We start from the raw sequence: 16,047 nt of genomic DNA on the forward strand, positions 1-16,047 counted from the left end.
GCCGGTTCCTGCGCGCGGATTTGCCTGCTGCGCACGAATTTGCTAGCTGGATCATGCGCGGGATGCGAAATCGTGCGCAGCAGATCGGCCGAATAGATCGCGCGCGGGGTGGGGCTTCGGGCGCGGCGGACCGGCTGAATGTGTGGAAGTTCGCAGCTGGTGGGGGTTGGCGGTGGGGGACTGCGTGGGTTGCGGCAGAGTGTTGGGGTGAGCGAATCGCGTTCGAACTACACCCCGCGGCCCATGTCCAGCAAGACCACCTACGCGTTGGGTGCCGTCGCCCTCGCGTTGATCGTGGTGATCGTTATCTTGGCGATCCGCGGTGGGCACGACGAGGCGAGCGTGCGTAACGACGGGTATGGGTCCGCGCACGATCCCGGCGTGCTCGTCATGCTGGAACCGGACGGTTCGATTCTGCTCGGTCGGCCCGGCGCCCCGAAGACGATCGATATCTTCGAGGATCCGATCTGCCCCGGTTGCGGGAACATGGAGCGCATCTACGGTCAGGAGATCGCGCAGAAGATCGACGAGGGCAAGCTCGCGGTGCGCTACCGGCTGGTCAACTTCCTCGATCCCCGCTCGCGCAGCAAGGACTACTCGACGCGTGCGGTGGCCGCGAATCAGTGTGTCGCAGAAGGCGGTTCGGGGCCGGTGTATTCGAAGTTCCACACCGAACTGTTCACCAGCAAGCGTCCGAGCGAAGGCGGCTCCGACCTGAACAACGACGAACTCGCCGCGGTCGCCCGGGTCGCCGGTGCCCCGGAATCGGTGTTGCAGTGCATCTCCACCGGCGCCAAAGTCGAGGGTGCCCGCACCAGCGCGACCGCCACGACCGATGCCCTCGGCGCGGCCCTCAACGGCTCCGCGGCCACCCCCGCTGTATTCGACGGCAAGACGAAAATCGATGTGAACAAAGAGGACTGGCTGCAGGTTCTCGCTCCGTGATGTCGCTTTGACACAGATCGGCCAATTGCGCCGCACGATATCCGCTTGCGTGGATAGGCTTTTGAAAAGCGGTCAAGTGTCCGAGTATCGCGCGTAAGCGTAAGGGATGAACGATGACGAATTCCGAATCGGCCCCAGTCGAGTTCGACGTTTCGAAGCCGAGTATCTCGCGAGTCTACGATGCACTACTCGGGGGTAAGGACTACTACCCGTCGGACGAACACGTGTTGGAACATCTGCGCGAAACCATGCCCGAGGTCGATGAACTGGCCAAACTGAACCGCGCGGTGCTCGGTCGCGGGGTCAGGTACTTGGCCGGCGAGGGTGGGCTGAAGCAGTACCTCGACCTCGGCGCCGGGCTCCCCACCATGGAGAACACCCACCAGGTCGCGCAGGCGTTGCAACCGGAAGCCAAGGTCGTCTACGTCGACAAGGATCCGATCGTGCTCGCGCACGGGCGCGCGCTGCTGGGCGAGAACGGCCAGACGCGCGTCATCACCGCCGACCTACGCGACCCCGCCGCCGTGCTGGCCCATCCCGACGTGCAGAGCATGATCGACTTCTCCCAGCCGGTGGCCATCATGCTTGTCGGCATGCTGCATCACCTGCACGACGACGAGGATCCCGAGGGTGTCGTCGACGGATACCTCGATGCCGTGCCCGTGGGCAGTCACCTGTTCATCACGCACTTCCTCGACACCGGCGACGAATCGCGGGCGCTGGAGAAGTCGTTCCTCGACTTCCTCGGCACCGGCCGGTTCCGCACCCGCGAGGAGATCCTGCGTCTGTTCCGCGGCTGCGAGCTGGTCGAGCCCGGCCTGGTGCCGCTGTCGTATTGGCGGCCGGACGGCATCGTGCGGGACAAGCTGACGCTGGTAGAAGAGATCATCGTCGGCGGGATCGCCATCAAGTCCTGAGCTCGGGGGCCGGACCGGACACACCACCTGGTCGCGGCCCGGCCCGCTCGACGCGGGCGATCCGACTCCAGGAGTTCCCCGGGACCGCGGACGCCGAGCATTCGGTTGGTCCGGGGGCCGAGCCGGCGAACGCATCGCAGACTCGGCCCGCTCGGCGCGGTATCCGGCTTCCCCAGTCAGCCGGACAGCCGCGCGCCGAGCATTCTGATGGTCGGAGGGCCGGGTCGCCGCATCCACCACCCGGCGACCCGGCCCGTTCGACGGCGCGATCGGATATCCCCCTGCATCGCGCGCGTCGTTTCGTGCGGCCGAGCCGCCGACTCCACCAGTCGGCGGCTCGACCCGTTCGACGGCGCGGTCCTGCTTCCCCAGTCGGCCGGGACCGCCGCGCGTCGAGTCTTCAGTTGGTCTGTGGGGGTCCGCATCTGTCCGCACCCCTCTCGTTTCCTACACCCGGTTGATCGCGGGAGTTGTTGCTTCGTCGGGGATTTCGTCCTCCGGTGCGATTCGGCAGAGCTGACGGTGGACCAGGGCGTGGCCGCGGAAGGGATACGCGACATCGTCGGGCAGATCTGTCGAAGGTGTTGGCGCGCTGAAGTTCTGGCTTATCGGCAGGTTGATGTCGTTGTGCGGGAACAGGTATCGGGCACCTTCGCGAGACGTGGTGTGTATCTCGCCGGTCGGTGCGGTCCACTGCAACCGATCCGGGTCGGCCAGCCACGTGTCCCACGGCACTTTCTTGTTGTCTGCCAACGTTTTCAAGCGTCGGTGGCGTGCGCACAGCACCGTGGCGTCATCCAGTTCGGATTCGGCGGCGGGCATCGTGCACCCCGGGAACCGGCACATCCCGTCCAGCGCAAGAACTTCCCGATCCAGCGGTGGCGTTTCCGTATCGCCGGCATCCGCCCGCTCCGAAATCACTTGGAACCGAGCATGTTCGGCGAGCAACCGGGCCAACGCGGCATCGATCGGCCCGTACCCCGCTAGAAACGCGGGCGCGTCCCGCATGTCCAGCAATGTGTCTGCCGCGATCCCGATCTGGATCAACGGCCGCCGCGAGGCCTCACCCGTCACCTCCTCCTTCGGACAGCGCGCGCCACGCCCGCACGCGCACCGCAACCGCCCCGACCCGTCCGCCAGCGCCACCAGCGCGTCCGCCCGTCGCTGCGGCATCGTCCGCGGATCCGCCGCACACACCTCCAGACTCATCTCCCGCAGCCGCATCGCCACCGTTTGCGCGCCGGCCGCGGGCAACAGCCCGTCGAACACCGCCATGCAGTCCTGCACCGCCCGAATCCGGACGTCCCGATCATCCTGCCGCCGCTCCCGCCGCCGTTGCGCCCCAGCGGGATCCAGCCGCCCCGCCCACCGCCGCGCCGCCTGCCGCAACCGCACCGGCGTCGTCCGCCCCGCCGTCTCCAGCAACCTCGGCTCCAACTCGCCGAGCACCTCCCTGGCCACCGCACGCGTGTTGTCGATAATCACCCGCACCTTCGCCAGGTCGATCCGCCCCGCCGCGAACTCCGCCCGCGTGCGCGGCAGCCAATCCTCCAGCGCCAGCCCGATATCGATCATCGCGGCCGTCGACCCCTCGTCGACCCCCACCGCCACCGCTGCCTCGGTCGCCGCGAACTCACCCGCCCGCACCCCACCGGGCCCCGGCTCCGCGCTCACCGCCCGATGCCGCCGATACAGCTCCCGTACCGCGAACACCTCCGCCGCCTGCGCGGCCGCCGACGCCCCATGCGCAGTCCGAAGAGCATCGATCAGCCCCTCATCGCTCATGGCCTGAAAGTCCAGCACCGAGAGATCGCTACAATCGAACATGTGTTCGATTCTACGACTCCAACCTCTCCGCCGCTACCCCCGATTCAACGCGATTTGGCCGCCACCACACCCGTGGTGTAACTTCGTTCAGGCAGTCAGGGAAACCTGAAAGCAACCCACTCGGGGCTATGGCGCAGCTGGTAGCGCACCACACTGGCAGTGTGGGGGTCAGGGGTTCGAGTCCCCTTAGCTCCACCGTTTACGCAAGTCAGGCCCGGCATTTGCCGGGCCTGACTTGTTTGTTTTGGAGGATTCCTCATGGTTTACCCCAGGTTTCGATCCCATGGTTCGTCCTAGCGGTGCCTGCCGTGGCCGGCCGAGGTAGCGCGGCGCCGGTGCTGATCCCTCGTGCGGCCGGCAGTTGGACGCCAAGAGTGTGTCGGCGATACGAAGAATGTCGGGGTCTCGAGACAGGAGTTGATCGCCTCCGGACTGGGTTTGTACGAAGGTTGGCCACCGCCCGCGATCAAGGGGCTCGGCGTACTCGAGGTGCTGGCCGCACTCGGATTGATACTGCCGGCGGTAACCGGGATCGCCCCGATCCTGGTGCCGCTGGCCGCGACCGGGCTGGTATTGACGATGACCCTCGCCCGAGGGTGGCTAAACCTGCAGGGCTGCAAGACATTTCGTGTATCCACGACGACTCCGGTCGGAATTTGTTATCGGCACCGCCAGCGCCCGGCGGCGGGGCGTGGCGAACCGATGCGGCACCATCTTGCTGGTATAGCTGTTGCGCATGAAAACCTGTGCCGCTCTTGGCGTGTTGTTGGTGGGTTCGGCTGCGGTCGTCGCCCCGCTCGCCGGTCCCGCGTCCGCTGCTGAGGTCGAGAAGTCCTGTTCGGCCACTCGGGAGATCAATCGTGACGATGTCGTCAAGGCCAACGTTGCCTTGTGCACCGAGACCGACGGCAACCGGCTTACCGTGCGGATGAGCGGCGACTGCTTCGTCAAGACCATCGGCTGGAGCCGGTACGACTCGTGCCAGGTCGACGGAAGCTGGCGGCTGACCCGGGACGGCGCCGAGGTGGTTGCCGGCGATCTGCACGCGGTGCCCTACCCCGGTCCGGGCAGCTACGAACTCACCGCGACCGTCATCGCCAACGGCCGCACGAATCACTCAGGTGGGGCACGCTCCGAGGGTGTCGTACAGGGCACGGTATCGGTGCCGGTGACCTTCACCAGCGCACCGACCGGCCCGCGGCTCAGCGCCTCGGTGCAGCCGGGCGAGGACGGCAAGACGCTCACCCTCACGATCACCAACACCGGACCGGGCAAGGCCGGCTCGGTGGTCATGACGACGAGCAACGGGCGAATCATCGACTGGGACGCCCTGATTGCACTCGACGCGGTCAAGCAATATCGCAGGGCACTCGCCACGGAGCCCGTTTTCAAGGGTTCGAAGCAGTCCAGGATCGATAGAGCGAAGTCCGAGATGGACAGCTATGCGGTGAACCAGGCCGCGCAGACCGAGGACCCGCGGTGCGCCAGCAACAAGGAGATGTCCGAATGCGAGCTCGGCACGCTGGCCGGCGGTGCGTCCACCACCATCGTCTTCACGGCGGAATACGCCGGCGACCTGACATGGAGGATCACCTCCCCCGATAACGTGGGCGCCGTGGCCAATTAATCGAAGTCGGCGCGACAGCTGGTGTCGTGTAGTCCGACCATTTGAGCGAAATACAATCGGGCCAGGAGCGGTCGAGAGTTATATAGCCGTCATCGCCGAACTCCAACGTCGATCACCACAGAACCTCCGACCGGGGCCGGACGCTCGTAGTCGAACGCTGCGACTGATGGCAGCGGTCGTCGTGCTCGGATCGGCCGCATCGAGCATGCTTGTTCCCTCGGCACAGGCCGAGCCCGCCCGACCGGCAAACCGGAATTCGTCGAATCGGCATGTGCGCACGGCCGAGGTCCGAACTCCTCACCGAGGCCGACGGACTGGAGGGTTCCATGAGGGAGCCGGTGGCGGACGATACCGCCGCTACCGGTTGTGGTGTCGGCGTGGCTCAGCGTGCGGTGACCCGGATGGTGTGCAGGCGCGGGTCGGCGGCGTCGGGGACGTTCATTCCTGCCTCGACGCCGGTGCGTAAGTAGTCGATGACCGCGGTGTCGAGGCGTTCGCCGGGGACGACTGCCGGAATGCCGGGCGGGTAGGGGGTGAGTTGTTCGGCGGCGATTCGTCCGGCGGCTTCGGCGAGGGGCACGGTGTCGGTGCGGCTGAAGAACGCGTCGCGCGGTGACTGGACTGTCTCGAGCTCGAGTTCGCCGGGTGCGGGCAGTGAAATCTTGGGTGGCTCTGGGTCTTTCAGATTCTTTCGCCAGGCGGTGAGGCCGTCGACCAGGCCGGCGATGGTGTTCGTGTCGTCGGCGGTGGACAGGGTCGCCAGGATGCGGCGATGGTCGGTGAGACCTAGGTCGATCCGGCGCTGCTCGCGCATCCAGTCGGCGGCCTGATACCCCGAAGCGCCCGTGTCGGACAGATCGATCAGCACCTGCATGCGGTCGAGGTCGTGCGAGGCTTCGGCGCCGAGCAGTTCATGCTCGAGGACCCGGATGCCGGGGATCTGGTCGAGTGCGGTGCGCGCCTCATCGGCGATACCCAATGCGGCGTCGAGCAATTCGCGTCCGTGCTGGACCATTTGCCGGCGCCAGCCGTCCAATGCCGAGTAGATCAGCACGTTCGGACTGGTTGTCATCAGCAGATCGGCGCAGGCGCTGAGCCTGGCCCGGTCGATGAGGTCGCCTTGGACGTGGAAAACCGATCCCTGTTCGAATCCCATTCCCATCTTGTGCACACTGACTACACAGACGTCGGCGCCGGCGTCCATCGCCCAGGTCGGCAGGGCGGGGTGAAATGGCAGGTGCGCACCCCAGGCCTCGTCCACGATGAGCGGCTTGCCGCGGGCGTGACATTCGGCGGCAATGCCGGTGATATCGGCGCAGGTACCGTACGGACTGGGGCTGACGATCAACGCCCCGGCCGCGTCGGGCTGGGCGTCCCAAGCCTGACGGACTTGCTCCGGCGACGGCGGATGGGACAGATGATGGTCAGCGTCCCAGCGGGGAGTGATCCAGCGGGGGAGCACGCCGGAGAAGATCAGCCCGGCGACGATCGACTTGTGGCTGTCCCGGGCGACCAGCAAACCTCCGTCGTGCCCGCCGGCCACAGCCATCATCGCGGCTTTGACCGACAGCGAACTGCCGCAGGTAGAGAAGAACGTGGTATCCGCGCCGACCGCGTCGGCCATCAGTTCCTCTGCGTCGCGCAGATAACCATTGCGGGTCAGCCGATCGTCGAGTCCCGCGCTCATCAGTACATCGGAACCGAACGCGTCCGCGCCCATGACTTCCAGCACGCGCTTGTCGATGCCGCGTCCCTGCCGATGACCGGGCGGGGTGAATCCGTATCGGCCCCAATCGTGGTACGCCGCGAGGGCGTCGATGAGCGGAGCTTTGGCATGGTCGTGCTGCATTGTCGACATATGCGCCTCCTGCTCCGCGCTTACCCGTGCATCCGGTCGGCAATCACTGGGTGAGGTCGACCGGCCGCCGCGGCGATGCCCGCAGTTTCGCCCTGCGCACTGCGGGTAGTCGCGGCACGATATTCGCGAGCGGCCCAGGAGCTGACATGAAAGCTGTGACATGGCAAGGCAGGCGCAAGATCGGTGTCGACACTGTTCCCGATCCGAGGATCGAGGCGCCGACCGATGCGATCATCCGGGTGACCTCGTCCGGAATCTGTGGATCCGATCTGCATTTGTACGAGGTGCTCGGCGCGTTCATGAGCGAAGGTGACGTGCTCGGGCACGAACCGATCGGGGTGGTCGAAGAGGTCGGCGCCGGTCTGCGGAATCTGTCGGTGGGTGACCGGGTGGTCGTTCCGTTCCAGATCGCCTGCGGTCGTTGTTTCATGTGTGATCAAGGGCTGAGCACTCAGTGCGAGACCACTCAGGTGCGTGAACAAGGTAGCGGAGCAGCGCTTTTCGGTTACTCCAAGCTCTACGGCCAGGTGCCGGGCGGTCAAGCGGAGTATCTGCGGGTGCCGCATGCGGACTTCACTCACATCAAGGTGCCGGACGGGCCGCCCGACAGCCGATTTCTGTACCTGTCCGATGTGTTGCCGACGGCTTGGCAGGCCGTCGAATACGCGGGGACGCCCAAGGACGGGTCACTCACCGTGCTCGGCTTGGGGCCGATCGGGGATATGGCGTGCCGGGTGGCCGCGCAGCGTGGTCTGCGGGTGATCGGTGTCGACCTCGTGCCGGAGCGGGTGCGCCGGGTCGCCGATCGGGGCATCGAAACGGTCGACCTGTCTGCGATCGATCAGCCGATCGGCGACGTCATCCGGGAGATGACCCAGGGTCGTGGCACCGATGCGGTGATCGACGCGGTCGGCATGGAGGCGCACGGTTCGCCGATCGCCTCGATCGCGCAACGCTCGGCCGCGTTCCTGCCGGATGCGTTGGCGGAGAAGGTGATCGGCACCGCGGGGGTCGATCGCCTGTCGGCCTTGCACAGTGCTATCGACATCGTCCGCCGCGGCGGTACGGTCTCGCTGATCGGCGTGTACGGCGGCATGCTCGACCCGATGCCGATGCGCATCCTGTTCGATAAGCAGATTCAGCTCCGCATGGGCCAGGCCAACGTCAAGCGGTGGGTCGACGACATCATGCCCCTGCTCGGTGACGATGACCCGTTGGGCGTGGAAACCTTTGCCACTCATCGGCTTCCGCTCGATGCCGCGCCCGAGGCCTACGACATGTTCCAGCGCAAGACCGACGGTGCGGTGAAAATCGTGCTGGATCCCACGCTGCGTTCGAACTGATCGGCGTTCCGGGCATCCCGGACTGTCCCGGCGATCGGATTCAGACTTCGCGGAACTGTTCGGCGTGATGCGACAGCCGTTCGGCGAAGCATTGCTCCCACACCGCCGACTCCGGTTGTTCCACCGGCGTTTTCGCCCGCCGGCTTTGCTCGGGACGGGCGAACCCCGGGCCGGGCGAGGCCGCGCCCGGCACGGCCTGCAACGCCAAAAGCCGTACGCCCCAACTGATGTAGGCCTCGATACTCATGCCCGCGCAGTCAGCGGCGTCGCTGACGATACGCCAGTCGGCCTTGGCCAGGCGAACGGTGATTTCCCTGGATGCCATATCTACCTCTCGGCTTGCCGGGTATGTGGCTGCTCGGTGGTTCAGTCCTTAGTGGTCGTGGCGGTTTCTCTCAGCAGGGTCAGCGTTCGGCTGAGAATACGCGAGATCTGCATTTGAGAGACGCCCAACCGCTCGGCAATCTGGGTTTGGGTCTGACCGCCGAAGAATCGTAGGTGCAGAATCAGGCGTTCCCGGGGTGGAAGCTCATCGAGCAGCGGTGCGACGGTGATCGCCTCATCGCTGAGCTGATAACCCGGGTCCACCGCACCGTAGGTGGCGGCCGCGCTGGGCGCGAAGTCCTCATCGTTGTCGTAGGCCGAGGTGTCGAGGGAGTCGCTGGTGTAGGCGTTGGCGGCGAGCATCGCCTGGGTCACCTCGAACAGGTCGACGCCGAGTTCCATGGCGACCTCTACAGCCGTAGGCATTCGCGAGAGCCGATGACACAGGGCCTCGACCGCGGGAGCGAGGGTCAGCTGAATTTCCTTGGTGCGGCGGGGAACTCGCACCGCCCAGCCGCGATCACGGAAGTGCCGGCGCACCTCACCCATGATGGTCGGCACGGCGAAGGCCGGGAACGGAACCCCGCGAGCCGGGTCGAAACGGTCGATGGCCGCGACCAAGCCCAGGCAGGCGACTTGATAGAGGTCCTCGTAATACTCCCCGCGCCCGGTGTAGCGCCGGGCGATATGGTCGGCCAACGGCAGGCAGCGGAGCTGGATTTCCTCGCGCATCCGGGCGTATTCGCGCGAGCCAGACGGCAGTTCGCCCAGCTGTGCCAGCCAGGGTTCGATGTTGTCGTAGGGATCGCCGCCGTGTCGGCGGGCGGTACGAGCAGGGGGTGCGGCAAGACTGGAGTGGTCGGTCATCGGAAACCTTCCCAGCGCACGAGCTCACGGTGAGGTTTCGCTCGTGGTCTGAACGTCCTCAGTCGACTCGACGCCCTGTCAGCTTCTCAGCCCGCAACCGTGCGTGTCAGTCCCGATAACGAAGGTCTGCTCGCGCAACGGGACAGAAAACGACAAGCGTTATCGCGTTTGGACGAACCAGGGCCGGGTAGATCGCCACTGAACTGCCACATCGACAGGCGTGGCATGGGCGATACCTCGGTCCGACGTCAAGGGGGTCGTTCGGCAAGCTGTGCCGACACAAGGACGAGGTGGATCGTGCGCACTCTGATATTCGACAGCGACGACCTGAGTGCCATCGAGGTATTCCTCAACAGCGCCTACACCACTATGCAGATCGGCAACGCCGGTGCTCGGCAGACATCCGCGCATATCCGGCGAGACACTCTCGGACCGGTCAGCCTGGATCAGCTGGACCTTGGGTTCGACCTGTTCTACGACGCCGATCCGCTGGAGAAAGTGTGCGTCTGCGCAGTACACAGCGGCACCATCGAGGAAACTTACGGCAGTACCGAAGTGGAGGTGGTCAGCTCAGGGGAGGTCGGATCGGCGGCTCCGCCGGAACCGTATCGTGGGGCGGTCCGTTCGGCGCGATACAGCATCACAATGTTCGATCCCTCGTTGCTGGCCAGGGTCCGCGATCCCGCCGATCTGGGAAAACCCGTCCGGTTCTTCGGGCATCGGCCGACCGGCGCCGGTGCGGGGCGCCGCCTGGTGCGGGCGATCGCGCATCTGCAACTGGTCGCGGCGAGTCCCGAGGGCCCGACCGGTGACCTCGTCGCCTCGACCCTCGCCGACTATTTGGCCGCGACCGTCCTGGACGTCATGCCGACGACGGCGGCGAACGACCCGACCTCGGCGGACCGGCGCGACGCCCGCCCGGCGGCAGTGCGGCGTGCCGTCTCCTACATCGAGACCCATCTCGACGAGGATCTCGCCGTCGCCGACATCGCGATGGCCTCGTTCGTGACGGTGCGCGCGCTGCAATTGGCGTTCCGCAAACACCTCGACACCACGCCGCTGGCGATGCTGCGCCGGCTGCGGCTGGCCGCGGCGCACGAGCAGTTGCGGGCCGCCGTACCCGGCGGTCTGGTCACCGTGACCTCCGTCGCCTACGAATGGGGATTCGCGCATTCGGGACGGTTCGCGCTCGCGTACAAGCGTGCCTACGGCCACCCGCCGAGCGAAACTCTGCGTGCCTGAACGCTTTACCGCTCAGGCGGGGGCACGCGGGTGTGGGCGGTCAACAGGATCGAGTCGAACTCATTGACGGTGGCAGGCGGGGGTTGCGCTTTGCCGAGTTCGGTGAGGATCTGTTCGGCCAGGGTGCGTAGTTTCGTATTGGTTTCCTGCGAGCGCCACTGCAACACCTTGAAGGCTTGTTCGGCGCTGACCCGATAGACGTACATCAGCACCTCTGTCGTCGAAGATGCGATCGGCGACCACGATCACCGCATGTTCGCCGCCGCGGATGTCGAGGAAACGGTGCCGGCTCGAGAACGGCTCGCCCTGGCGGATGGAGCGGGTGATCATCTCGGCGACGTGATTGCGATCGTCGGGATGGTTGTGTTGCAACACCAGCTCGGTGCTCGGTTCGACCTGCCCCGGTGTGTAGCCGTGCATGGCGTATACCTCGGGAGACCACTCCCACCGGCCGGTGGTGAACCAGAACCGGAAGCTCCCCACCATCGGCCGGTCCTCGGGGGTCTGCGTCCACTCGGGGTTGCGGATTACTGCCGGGCATAGCGGGTAGCGCGTAGCCGCGGCTGATCGATCTGAGCGGGCCGCACCAGCGCTGGCGCCCACCTACCCGCGTCAGCCCATCAGCTAGGAGGATCATGGCTTTGCACGACGTCATCGCCCAGCTACGTCAAGACATCACCACCGCAGCCGACGCCGGAGACGAGGCGGCTGCCGATCGCCTGCGCGATGAACTGAGCGCGGCGATCGACGCCATCGACAACACCGACCCTGGCACCGGAACCAAAGCCAGTGCACCGGAACCCGGTGCGTCGGCACCTGGCCTCGCCGGCACCGGTGCCGCACCGCAGCCACCCGACACGGTCCGCCGCCCGTCCGCCGATCTCGGCCCGGGCAGCTACGACGGCAATGACGACCTTGCCGCCAACATCCCCGGCTCGATCCCCGAGGACGCCCAAGAACCGCCCGACTGACTTACCGAGTCCTGGACCGTCGGTACGGAGTTCGCCCGTCGGGCGGCTCCGGCCGCGGTCGGGCAAACCCAGGACGGCGGGCTCGTCTGCCATCGACAACCCGGCTCATGCGGTCTCGCGCTGCTCGAGTCCGACAGCGTCGGCCAGTTCCCGGCGGTGGCGTTCCAGCTCGGGATGTTCAGCGCTGAGTTCGCCTCAACCGCCGCGGGCAAGGGCAGGTTCGGCAACAGCCGACGCTGGCCGCATACCCGCAGTCTCGGGCCTCAATCCCGGCACCAGCTCGATGCCATCCGCTAGCGGATCACGGCGGCTGCACCGGCTATTCGCAGGCCGGATAGACCCCGGTGCCGAGACTGCGGTCTGCGGATACATGAGGTTTCGACGCTTTCTACAGGGGTATCCGCGTTCGGGCCCGCCACCCGCCGTGGCAGTCCACCAACGCAGTGCCCTCGACTATCGGAAGAAGGCCCGCTATGCGACGAGATGCCGGCCCCGGGGTGCAGGTACGCACCTCCGCACCCTTGGCAGTCACCCTGGCGGTGCCCGGTTATCGCGAATTCGCCTTCGGCGCCGAGTATGTCGATGTTCCTGCGCTCGACGGCGCGCACGTGATCGAGCCGGGCCACCACCGACTAGAAGCCCCACTCGGCATCGGAGTACTGACCGTACGCGCCGGTGGACGCCAGTGGCTGGCCGCGTTGCACGGTGGAGTCGTGCGCGTGCGCGACGACGAGGTGCGTCTGCTGGCCGAGGCCTTGGAGTTCGCGGATCGCATCGATGTGACCAGGGCCAAGGCCGCACAGTCCGACGCGGCGCAACGGCTGACGAATAACCATGCCGACTCCGGCGCCCGAGCCGCACTGCGACGCGCCAATCTCCGACTGGCGGTCGCGGCGCGGGTCCATCCCTGAGGCAGACACCCGCTCGACAAGCGCTGCCAAGCTCCCCCGCCCTGCGGCTTCGGCGAATACGCGGCGTGCGATGCCGCCTAGATGTTGACGCCGTAATCGCGGGCGATCCCGGCCAGCCCGGACGCATAACCTTGGCCGATCGCCCGGAATTTCCACTCCGGACCATGGCGGTAGAGCTCGCCGAAGACCATCGCGGTCTCCGATGAGGCGTCCTCGGACAGGTCGTAACGGGCCAATTCCACCCCGGTTGCGCGGTCCACGACCCGGATGAAGGCGTTGCGAACCTGACCGAAGGACTGCTGACGTGCCTCGGCGTCGTGGATCGAGACGGGGAAGAAGATGTTGGTGATCGTCGGCGGCGTCGCCGCGAGATCGACGTTGATCACTTCGTCGTCACCCTCGCCCTCGCCGGTGAGGTTGTCCCCGGTGTGTTCGATGCTGCCTTCGGGCGAGCGCAGGTTGTTGTAGAACACGAAATGGCTGTCGGAGAGCACTTTCCGGTTCTCGCCGGTGGCCAGCGCGCTGGCGTCGAGGTCGAAATCGGCGCCGGTGGTCGAGCGCACGTCCCAGCCCAGTCCCACCGCTACCGCGGTCAGGTTCGGGGCCTGCTTCGACAGCGACACATTGCCGCCCTTGGCCAGACTGACACCCATGATCTTTCCCTCCGTATCGCTGTGAAACATCTTCTGCCACCAACCCCAGTCGACTGCGGAGGTGGAGTCTCCCACCGGCGCCGCCGACTTGCCGTGCTCGGCATCGCGCCGATCACCGATATCGAAGCTACCCGGCGGGGCGATCACATGGCGCTCGGTGATCGGCAACACCGGCTCGTTTCCGGTGCGGGGCCGTGGCCGATCGTGCTCCGCGGCGACGTCGTGGCCCGGGCGCTCGCGCGCCGGGGTGCCGCCGTGCTCGAGTTGCTCGGCGATGGTCAGTACCCGGCGCCGCAATGCGATCAACTCGATGACGTCACGCGAGAGCGGAAGGCCGGCTTTGCGGGCCTCGCCCAATGCGCGCGACGCCTCCGCATTCGCCGCCGTCACCGCCTCGCGTAGCCGCGCCGCGACCGTACTCGCCTCGGCTACCGCCGGTTCGTGGTCGCTGTTGTCACCCACCGCGGTCCTTTCCGATACGACACCGCCTGGATGCCCCTCGTCTCGGCGGTTCCGCAGGTTGACAACCCAAACACCGTTACCGCACAACATGATTCACTGTCGCTATCACCATGATGCCAGTTGCCGACGTCGGCGCGGCACGAACTCGGTCGGTCGGGAGGTCGCGAATGCCACCCGCTCGCCGCACCGCGTACCGCTGGTCGGGACGCAGTCGTCGCTCGGCGCTGCACCGGAGTCATTGTTCTGCGTCGCGGACCACTAGCGCGATCTGTACTCGATTGGCGACACCCAGCTTGGTGAACAGATTGCCGGTGTGCGCCTTGACGGTGGCGACGGTGACCTGCAACCGGGCCGCGATCTCCGGGTTGCCCAGCCCGTCCGCAATCGCCCGCGCGGTATCGAGCTCCCGTTCGGACAGGGCAGCCAAGCGTTGTCGCGCGGCGTCGCGGGAGTCGCTGCGGGATTCGGCGGAACCCGGCCCGGTCGCCGCGGCGATCACCCGGGCTGTCACCGTCGGAGACAGCACGGGGTGGCCGGCCGCGACCGTGCGCACCGCGTCGGCGATCCGAGCGGGCGGGGTGTCCTTGAGCACGAAGCCGAGCGCCCCGGCCCGCAGGGCAGCGAGTACCAGCTCGTCGGAGTCGAAGGTGGTCAGCATGAGTACCGCCGGCGCGTCCGGTGCGCTGCGCAGGTGCCGGGCGGTGTCGACGCCGTCGCGGCCGGGCATCCGCACATCCATCAGCACTACGTCCGGCCGCTGTTGGTCCACTACCTGAATCGCGGTGTCCCCGTCTGCGGCTTCCCCGACGACGGTCAGATCCGGCTCGCCGTCGATGACGAGTCGCAGCGCCATCCGCACCAGCTGGTCGTCGTCGACGATGACCACGCGCACCAAGTCCTGTTCAGTGTGCACTCAAGCTCTTTCCTCGCGGTCGTGTCCCGGCCAGGGAAGTTGCGCGGCGAGAATGTAGCCGTTGTCTTCCGTCCGACGATGGTCGAGCGTTCCGCCGGCGAGCGTGATTCGTTCGGCGAGGCCGAGCAGCCCGAAGCCCGAGGCCGGCGGCCGGGTAACGGCGGTGGCGGCCGCCGAGTTACGGACGCTGACGTGCAGTTCCCTGCCGGGCGTCCCGTCTACGGTGATGTGCACCGCCGCAGCCGGGGCGTGTTTCGCGGCATTGGTCAGCCCTTCCTGAACTACCCGATAACCGGTGCGTCCAAGGGTCTCGGGCGGAGTAGCGGTCACCGTGGTGGCGAGCGTGACGTCCAGGCCCGCCGACCGCGCCTCGGCCACCAGATCCGAGATCCGGTCCAAAGTGGGTTGCGGTGGTTCGGGATGGTCGGGATCGGCGCGGAGGACGCCGAGGACGTCGCGGAGTTCTTCCAGCGCTTGACGGGAGCCGTCGGCGATCCCGCGGATCAGTGTGCGCTTGTCCACGATCGAGAGATCCTCGCGGTGGTCCAGGACGCCGGCTTGCATGGCGACCAGCGAGATCCGGTGCGCGAGCACATCGTGCATTTCGCGGGCGATCCGGTTGCGTTCGGTGGCCTGTGCCTGCGCGGCCCGGGCAGCCTGTTCGCGTTCCGCGCTGTCGGCGCGGTCCCGCAGCGATCGCAGTTCGGCGCGACGGGCGTCGATGGCCACACCGGTTGCCACCGCGATTCCCGCGCTCGTTACCAGCGGCGCGAGTTGCAGCCAGGCCGGAGCGGGCAGCGTGGTGATCGGGTAGAGGTCATCGCTGAACTGCGCCGCAGTCACGTAGGCCAGGACGACCACCGCGATCTCGACCGGACGGCGGCGAGTGGACAGCGAACACAGTGCCAGCAGCGCGGCACCGGTGGCGAGCGCCGATGCGGCCGCAGCGATCACGACCGCCAGAGCGACGAGGAACGGGAACCGCCGCCGCCACAGCAGCACCGTCAGGCAGCCGAGTGCGATCAGCGGATCACCGGAGACGAACCACGAACACGTATCGGCCGCGCAGCCCACCGGCAGTGCCGTGGCGAGGGAGAACCAGAACGCGATGCCGAGTACAGCGGCCGCCGCCAGCCGCCAGCTCTGCTGCCATACCCCGAGCGGGGCGGCGCTGTCGGTGTCCACCC

15 protein-coding genes, 1 tRNA gene and 1 pseudogene are annotated in these 16,047 nt (G+C 66.8%); 9 read left to right on the top strand and 8 right to left on the bottom strand.

Features of this window, described 5'->3' with window-relative positions; translation table 11 throughout:
• The first annotated feature begins 207 nt into the window (after positions 1 to 207).
• Positions 208 to 945 (top strand): DsbA family protein, encoded by a 738-nt coding sequence (locus F3087_RS16045; RefSeq protein ID WP_223885094.1) that lies wholly within the window; start codon positions 208 to 210, stop codon positions 943 to 945.
• A 113-nt stretch (positions 946 to 1,058) separates the two neighbouring features.
• Complete coding sequence (locus tag F3087_RS16050; RefSeq protein ID WP_150402680.1) at positions 1,059 to 1,862, top strand: SAM-dependent methyltransferase; 804 nt, start codon at positions 1,059 to 1,061, stop codon at positions 1,860 to 1,862.
• A gap of 447 nt (positions 1,863 to 2,309) precedes the next feature.
• Here the strand turns inward: F3087_RS16050 and F3087_RS16055 are convergent, their stop codons facing one another.
• Positions 2,310 to 3,689 carry a DUF222 domain-containing protein gene (locus F3087_RS16055; RefSeq protein ID WP_150402681.1) on the bottom strand — a complete coding sequence of 460 codons (1,380 nt, stop codon included), beginning with the start codon at positions 3,687 to 3,689 and terminating at the stop codon, positions 2,310 to 2,312.
• 122 nt (positions 3,690 to 3,811) lie between these two features.
• Here F3087_RS16055 and F3087_RS16060 point away from each other — a divergent pair.
• The 3 genes from F3087_RS16060 to F3087_RS16070 all read left to right on the top strand — a co-directional run bounded on the left by F3087_RS16060 (position 3,812) and on the right by F3087_RS16070 (position 5,316).
• Positions 3,812 to 3,884: transfer RNA gene (locus F3087_RS16060), tRNA-Ala, on the top strand.
• A gap of 153 nt (positions 3,885 to 4,037) precedes the next feature.
• Positions 4,038 to 4,511 carry a DoxX family protein gene (locus F3087_RS16065; protein WP_150402682.1) on the top strand — a complete coding sequence of 158 codons (474 nt, stop codon included), beginning with the start codon at positions 4,038 to 4,040 and terminating at the stop codon, positions 4,509 to 4,511.
• Entirely contained in the window at positions 4,459 to 5,316 is an 858-nt protein-coding gene (locus tag F3087_RS16070) for a hypothetical protein (RefSeq protein WP_150402683.1), read from the top strand. The genes F3087_RS16065 and F3087_RS16070 overlap by 53 nt, the downstream gene beginning before the upstream one ends.
• A 382-nt stretch (positions 5,317 to 5,698) precedes the next feature.
• On the opposite strand, the gene F3087_RS16075 is transcribed toward F3087_RS16070, so the two are convergent.
• Entirely contained in the window at positions 5,699 to 7,165 is a 1,467-nt protein-coding gene (locus F3087_RS16075; RefSeq protein ID WP_150402911.1) for an aminotransferase class I/II-fold pyridoxal phosphate-dependent enzyme, read from the bottom strand.
• A 155-nt stretch (positions 7,166 to 7,320) separates the two neighbouring features.
• On the opposite strand from F3087_RS16075, the gene F3087_RS16080 reads away from it, so the two are divergent.
• A complete protein-coding gene (locus tag F3087_RS16080; RefSeq protein ID WP_150402684.1) occupies positions 7,321 to 8,517 on the top strand; it encodes a zinc-dependent alcohol dehydrogenase in 1,197 nt (398 codons plus the stop codon).
• 40 nt (positions 8,518 to 8,557) lie between these two features.
• On the opposite strand, the gene F3087_RS16085 is transcribed toward F3087_RS16080, so the two are convergent.
• Entirely contained in the window at positions 8,558 to 8,842 is a 285-nt protein-coding gene (locus F3087_RS16085) for a hypothetical protein (RefSeq protein ID WP_150402685.1), read from the bottom strand.
• Between the two features lie 41 nt (positions 8,843 to 8,883).
• Positions 8,884 to 9,708 (bottom strand): RNA polymerase sigma factor SigF, encoded by an 825-nt coding sequence (locus F3087_RS16090; protein WP_150402686.1) that lies wholly within the window; start codon positions 9,706 to 9,708, stop codon positions 8,884 to 8,886.
• Between the two features lie 297 nt (positions 9,709 to 10,005).
• On the opposite strand from F3087_RS16090, the gene F3087_RS16095 reads away from it, so the two are divergent.
• Positions 10,006 to 10,950, top strand: a complete 945-nt coding sequence (locus F3087_RS16095; protein WP_150402687.1) for a helix-turn-helix transcriptional regulator — start codon at positions 10,006 to 10,008, stop codon at positions 10,948 to 10,950.
• A gap of 5 nt (positions 10,951 to 10,955) precedes the next feature.
• Here F3087_RS16095 and F3087_RS16100 read toward each other — a convergent pair.
• Positions 10,956 to 11,436, bottom strand: a pseudogene (locus tag F3087_RS16100) (PAS and ANTAR domain-containing protein).
• Between the two features lie 149 nt (positions 11,437 to 11,585).
• Between F3087_RS16100 and F3087_RS16105 the strand changes: the two are divergent.
• Both F3087_RS16105 and F3087_RS16110 read left to right on the top strand, forming a co-directional pair.
• Positions 11,586 to 11,921, top strand: coding sequence for a hypothetical protein (locus tag F3087_RS16105; protein ID WP_150402688.1), 336 nt, complete (start codon positions 11,586 to 11,588; stop codon positions 11,919 to 11,921).
• 473 nt (positions 11,922 to 12,394) lie between these two features.
• Positions 12,395 to 12,832, top strand: coding sequence for a F0F1 ATP synthase subunit epsilon (locus F3087_RS16110; protein WP_150402689.1), 438 nt, complete (start codon positions 12,395 to 12,397; stop codon positions 12,830 to 12,832).
• A gap of 77 nt (positions 12,833 to 12,909) precedes the next feature.
• Here F3087_RS16110 and F3087_RS16115 read toward each other — a convergent pair whose 3' ends face one another.
• The 3 genes from F3087_RS16115 to F3087_RS16125 form a co-directional block, all read right to left on the bottom strand.
• Entirely contained in the window at positions 12,910 to 13,485 is a 576-nt protein-coding gene (locus F3087_RS16115) for a TerD family protein (protein ID WP_150402912.1), read from the bottom strand.
• A 697-nt stretch (positions 13,486 to 14,182) separates the two neighbouring features.
• Entirely contained in the window at positions 14,183 to 14,860 is a 678-nt protein-coding gene (locus tag F3087_RS16120) for a response regulator (protein ID WP_150402690.1), read from the bottom strand.
• Complete coding sequence (locus F3087_RS16125) at positions 14,861 to 16,045, bottom strand: sensor histidine kinase (protein ID WP_150402691.1); 1,185 nt, start codon at positions 16,043 to 16,045, stop codon at positions 14,861 to 14,863.
• Positions 16,046 to 16,047 lie beyond the last annotated feature (2 nt).

It is taken from the genome of Nocardia colli, from assembly GCF_008704205.1.
Classification (GTDB): domain Bacteria; phylum Actinomycetota; class Actinomycetes; order Mycobacteriales; family Mycobacteriaceae; genus Nocardia; species Nocardia colli.